Source organism: Streptococcus sp. UBA632, assembly GCF_002300045.1.
In the GTDB taxonomy this organism is placed as follows: Bacteria; Bacillota; Bacilli; order Lactobacillales; family Streptococcaceae; genus Streptococcus; species Streptococcus alactolyticus.
Map to the genome: position 1 here is coordinate 1 of NZ_DBPA01000050.1, position 5,866 is coordinate 5,866.

At 36.5% G+C, this 5,866-nt stretch carries 3 protein-coding genes, 1 tRNA gene and 2 pseudogenes; all 6 read left to right on the plus strand.

The annotated features are described in order from the left end of the window. Nucleotides 1-185 precede the first annotated feature (185 nt). The 6 genes and pseudogenes from B3473_RS06025 (at nt 186) to B3473_RS06050 (ending at nt 5,816) form a co-directional block, all read left to right on the plus strand. Nucleotides 186-1,949: pseudogene (locus B3473_RS06025) on the plus strand (oleate hydratase). A gap of 231 nt (nt 1,950-2,180) precedes the next feature. Continuing rightward, nucleotides 2,181-2,636, plus strand: a pseudogene (locus B3473_RS06030) (hypothetical protein). Nucleotides 2,637-3,121: 485 nt separating this feature from the next. After that, nucleotides 3,122-3,194, plus strand: a tRNA-Thr gene (locus B3473_RS06035). 188 nt (nt 3,195-3,382) lie between these two features. Then, entirely contained in the window at nt 3,383-3,571 is a 189-nt protein-coding gene (rpmB, locus tag B3473_RS06040) for a 50S ribosomal protein L28 (RefSeq protein ID WP_154454822.1), read from the plus strand. Nucleotides 3,572-3,783: 212 nt separating this feature from the next. Further along, complete coding sequence (locus B3473_RS06045; protein ID WP_154454823.1) at nt 3,784-4,149, plus strand: Asp23/Gls24 family envelope stress response protein; 366 nt, start codon at nt 3,784-3,786, stop codon at nt 4,147-4,149. Next, nucleotides 4,149-5,816 carry a DAK2 domain-containing protein gene (locus tag B3473_RS06050; RefSeq protein WP_167829282.1) on the plus strand — a complete coding sequence of 556 codons (1,668 nt, stop codon included), beginning with the start codon at nt 4,149-4,151 and terminating at the stop codon, nt 5,814-5,816. The genes B3473_RS06045 and B3473_RS06050 overlap by 1 nt, the downstream gene beginning before the upstream one ends. Nucleotides 5,817-5,866 lie beyond the last annotated feature (50 nt).

Consider the following 5,866-nt stretch of genomic DNA (forward strand, 5'->3'; position numbering starts at 1 on the left):
AAACTTTGCAACAGAACCAAAAATATAACTCATTTTGTGTCTAATTATTTGCCTTTAGTACAATAGACAAATGTGTTGATTTGTCTAATAGTTTCGAAAGGGTTTTCTTTACAAGAAGTAATGAAAAGCCTATAATCAAGTTAAGAAGGATGTTTATTTAGTGTCTATACAAAGGAGGCCCATTTGTGTATTACAGTAACGGAAATTATGAAGCTTTTGCACGTCCAAGAAAGCCCAAAAATGTGGATCAAAAATCAGCGTATATTATTGGAGGAGGGCTGGCCGGATTGGCGACCGCTATTTTCTTGGTGCGTGATGGACAAATGTCCGGGGAAAAAATTCATATATATGAGGAATTGCCTACTCCGGGTGGATCGTTAGATGGAGAAAAGCGTGCCAATATCGGCTTTGTGACACGTGGTGGTCGAGAAATGGAAAATCATTTTGAAACTATGTGGGACATGTATCGATCAATTCCTTCTTTAGAAATTGAAGATGCCTCTTACTTAGATGAATTTTATTGGCTAGATAAAGATGATCCAAATTCATCTAATACTCGCCTAATTTATAACCGGGGACAACGCGTCCCAACGGATGGCCTGTATACTTTGGACGAAAAACCTAAAGAATTAATAGATTTAGTTTTAACCCCTGAGTCAAAACTGGGTAAGACGACTATTGAGGAATTTTTCTCAAATGAGTTCTTTGAAAGTAACTTTTGAATGTACTGGGCAACTATGTTTGCTTTTGAAAAGTGGCATTCTGCAGTTGAGATGCGTCGATACACGATGCGATTTATTCATCATATTGATGGACTACCTGATTTTAGCGCCCTAAAGTTCAATAGGTACAATCAGTATGAGTCTATGGTTCTACCAATTATAAAGTATTTAGAGTCATATAATGTCGAATTCATCTATGATACACAAGTTAATAATGTTGTGGTAGATTTTGAAAATGACGAAAAAATTGCCAAAAAACTCGTGATCCAGGATGGTGATGATGTTAGCCTATCACGTGATGATTTTGTATTCGTTACAAATGGTTCTATTACAGAAAGTTCAACATATGGGAGCCATGATAAACCCGCTCCTATATCAAAAGAGTTGGGTGGTAGTTGGTCACTGTGGAAGAATCTGGCAGAACAATCTAATGATTTCGGTCATCCAGAAGTATTCTATGATAACCTACCTGAAAAAAGTTGGTTCGTGTCAGCGACAGCCACTATAAAATCACCAGAAATTGACCCCTACATTGAACGTCTAACCAATCGTGATTTGCATGATCACAAAATCAATAGTGGTGGAATCATTACCATAACCGATTCGAACTGGTTGATGAGTTTTGCTGTTCACAGACAGCCACATTTCAAAGAACAAAAGGAAAATGAAACAATTGTATGGATATATGGACTATATTCAGATACCAAAGGAAATTTTGTTGATAAGACCATTGTAGAAAGTTCTGGGGAAGAAATTACGCAAGAACTCCTTTATCACCTTGGGGTCCCTGAGTCCAAAATCAAACAATTGTCTAACCAAAACAATATAAATACCGTTCCGGTATTTATGCCATTTATTACATCATACTTTATGCCCCGCGTTGCGGGTGATAGGCCAGATATTGTTCCTAAAGGGTCTGTTAATTTAGCCTTTATTGGTAATTTTGCAGAGTCACCTAGTAATGACACCGTGTTTACTACCGAATATTCAATTAGGACAGCCATGGAATTTGTCTATACTTTACTTGAAGTTGAACGCGCTGTTCCTGAAGTTTATGGCTCTATTTATGATATTCGAGAACCACTTAAAGCCATCTACTATATGGGAGATAAAAAAACCATTGATGAGGCTAATTTAGGAATCCCTAAATTAGCTAAAGTAGTTCTAAAAAAGAAGATAAAGGGAACGTTTATCGAAGAGCTAGTTACCGAGAGTAAATTACTATAAAACGTGGTAGCTGTTAAAACTCTCTGAATTATCAAAAACTGTTGCAAATTATTATTAATGCGACATATTTCGATATATAATAAGTTTTTCATTTTTGAAAAAGACTTGATGATTATATTTCATCGAGTCTTTTTTATAGTTACGTATTTTTTAAGAAATAACCTGATTACGGGAAAATGTATATGGGAAGTCCGGACTGCTTTATTTCTAAATCATAATCCGAGATAATCATTGGGAACTCTAACATTTAAAGTAACCACAACACTAGTGAGTAGTAAAATTCAATCATTAAAGGAAAAACGTAATGCCGATAAATTACGAAACACTTATGATGAAATTGTAAATGAGTTGCTTTCGAAACGAGAACAGGCAATCAGAATTGCTCAGGCATATAAAGAAGAATATGAAAAAGTACATATTGATGATAAAGATATTGAGTATTTGCACAATACTTTAGAACGGGTTATTTCTCTATTATCTTCATTTACTAGTGTTGAAGATGGGAAAGAAGATTCAATGAAATAATTAGTTGCTTTACTTAACAAGGATACTTTAAAGACTATGCAATTATTGGGATTTAATTACAAGGAGGCAATAAGGGAACCTCTAACGGAGGTTTGTTCAAATGTTATAAGAAATAAATTAGGAGGTCTATCATCTAAGAAAAACGTACGTAACAAAAAATAATTTAACTAATGGTGTGAACTTTTAGTATTTATCAGCTCAATTCTTTGTAATTTTGGGGTAAAATTCACACCATTCAGATAAAATTAGTTGAAATTGATTGAAATAACACTTTCAGAAAAGCGTAGAAATGTTTGATATTAAAGACTTTTGAAATTTAGTCAAACAAAAGTTGTTCAAACCAGGTCTTACGATTTGAGGCAAATTTAATTTAATATTTTGCCTCAAATTAGACACACTTTTTATAGTACTAAGAGGAATAATGAAGTTCTCTTCCTATTAATGTGGTTGTTTAAAATCTTAAATATAGCATTTTATGGTGTAATGGGAAGTATGGCGAATAAATCAACTATGTTCAGCAAACAAAGCTTAATTAGTGATTGAGTTTTAAAGAAAGAAGGAGTTTTATAACTCTTTCTTTTTTTGTTTGTCAGAAAAGGTTAAAAAGTGTTGACAAATGTCATCAAAGTGATATAATTTCCACGTTAGCCGATTTAGCTCAGTTGGTAGAGCAACGCATTCGTAACGCGTAGGTCGCAGGTTCGATCCCTGTAATCGGCATGGAAATGCTAATCATGATAACAGTTAGACAAATCCATAGAAGATTTTCTATGGGTTTTCTCATGGGTAGAAACGCTTAAAAATAGATTTTATTGTCTAAAATAGTTGCGAAATGAGTCCAGATATGTTATAATTTTATGGTATGTGGTGTAAAGCACCTATAATCTAAGTAGGAGGAAGCAGATAATATGGCTAAGGTTTGTTATTTTACAGGGCGTAAAACTGTATCAGGAAACAATCGCTCTCACTCAATGCGTAAAACAAAACGTGCAGTTAAACCAAATCTTCAAAAAGTAACTATTCTTGTTGATGGAAAACCTAAAAAAGTTTGGGCTTCAGCACGTGCGCTTAAATCTGGTAAAGTAGAACGCGTATAAGCGTATAAATGAAACAGTATAGACAAACATCGCTTGGTGTTTGTCCTCTTTTTTTATAAGCGAGAAATTGAGTCGCTATTTGACGCTGAAAAGGCTTAAATGTGGCAAAAAGGGATTTTCTCGCTTTTTATCCCTAATTATTCTTGCTTATTTTTTACAAGACGGCTGATATATGGTAGAATAAACTGATAAAAACTTTTGAGGTAGTGAATATGACTGTGAAAATTAATACAAAAGATGGTCAAATTGAGTTATCCGACGATGTGATTGCAACGGTCGTTGGTGGTTCCGCAACAGAAATTTTTGGTGTTGTTGGTATGGCAAGTAAAAGTGCCCTTAAAGATAATTTTCAAGCACTTCTACGCAAGGAAAACTACGCAAAAGGTGTTGTTGTCAAATCAACAGACAGTGGTATTTCAGTAGATGTCTATACCGTGATGTCTTATGGTGTCAAAATTTCTGAAGTATCAAAGAACATTCAAGAACGAGTTAAGTTTAACCTTGAAAACCAATTGGGGCTTTCAGCAGATACGGTGAATGTTTACGTACAAAATATTAAAGTTGCAGGAGAAGATTAGTGTCAAATATTACAACCAGTTTATTCCAAGAGATGGTTCAAGCTGCTAGCACACGTCTTGGAAATCAAGTAGAATATGTAAACTCTCTCAATGTTTTTCCTGTTCCAGACGGGGACACAGGGACAAACATGGGAATGACGATTGAAAATGGTGCCAAAGAAGTTGCAGATAAACCAGCAACTACCGTTGGAGAAGTCGGACAGATTTTATCTAAAGGGCTTTTGATGGGTGCGCGTGGGAACTCTGGCGTTATCACATCACAATTGTTCCGTGGTTTCGGACAAGCGATTAAAGATAAAGAAGAGTTAACTGGTCAAGACCTAGCACACGCCTTCCAATCTGGTGTTGAAGTGGCTTACAAAGCCGTTATGAAACCTGTTGAAGGAACGATTTTGACAGTTTCTCGTGGTGCTGCAACTGCCGCTCTTAAAAAATCTGAAGAAACAGATGATGCGGTTGAAGTTATGCGTGCAGCCGTTGATGGTGCCAAACGCGCCTTGGCTAAAACCCCAGAAATGCTTCCTGTCTTGAAGGAAGTTGGCGTAGTGGATTCTGGTGGTCAAGGTCTTGTCTTTATCTATGAAGGTTTCTTATCAGCTTTAACAGGCGACTACATCGCGTCTGAGGACTTTAAGGCAACACCAGCAACAATGACCGAAATGATTAATGCAGAGCACCACAAGTCTGTTGCAGGACACGTGGCGACTGAAGACATCCAATTTGGTTATTGTACAGAAATCATGGTGGCTCTTAAACAAGGTCCAACTTATGTGAAAGAATTTAACTATGAAGAATTCCAAGCTTATTTGAGTGGCTTGGGAGATTCTCTTCTTGTGGTCAATGACGATGAAATTGTTAAAGTTCACGTTCACACGGAAGACCCAGGTCTTGTCTTGCAAGAAGGGTTGAAATACGGTTCTCTTGTTAAGGTCAAAGTGGATAATATGCGTAACCAACACGATGCCGTTTTAGAAAAAGAAGAACAACAAGTTGCTGCTAAGCAAGAAGAAAAAGACTTTGCTATTGTGGCTGTTGTAGCAGGAGACGGTTTGGCAGAAATCTTCAAATCACAAGGTGTTGACTATGTGATTTCTGGAGGACAAACCATGAACCCATCAACAGAAGACATTGTCAAAGCTATTGATGCGGTTAACGCGAAAAACGTGATTATCTTGCCAAATAACAAAAATATCTTCATGGCGGCACAATCAGCAGCTGAAGTGGCTGAAATTCCAGCAGCTGTTGTTGAAACACGCACAGTGCCACAAGGTTTCACTAGCTTATTAGCCTTTAACCCTGAACAATCTCTAGAGGAAAATGTGGCAGCTATGACTGCTAGCCTTTCAGATGTTGTTAGTGGTAGTGTGACTCTTGCTGTTCGTGACACGTCTATCGATGGTCTTGAAATCCATAAAGACGACAATCTTGGTATGGTTGACGGTAAAATTGTAGTGTCAAATCCAGATATGACAGCTACTTTGAAAGCCACATTTGCTAAAATGATTGATGAAGATAGCGAAATCATTACGATTTATGTCGGTGAAGATGGTAGCCAAGACTTAGCTGAAGAAATGGCTGATTACCTTGAATCAACATACGAAGATATCGAAGTTGAAATTCATGACGGTAAACAACCCGTTTACCCATACTTGATGAGCGTTGAATAAGCTTATTTGATAAATGGATAAAAGGAAGCATTTCGTTGCTTTCTTTTTTT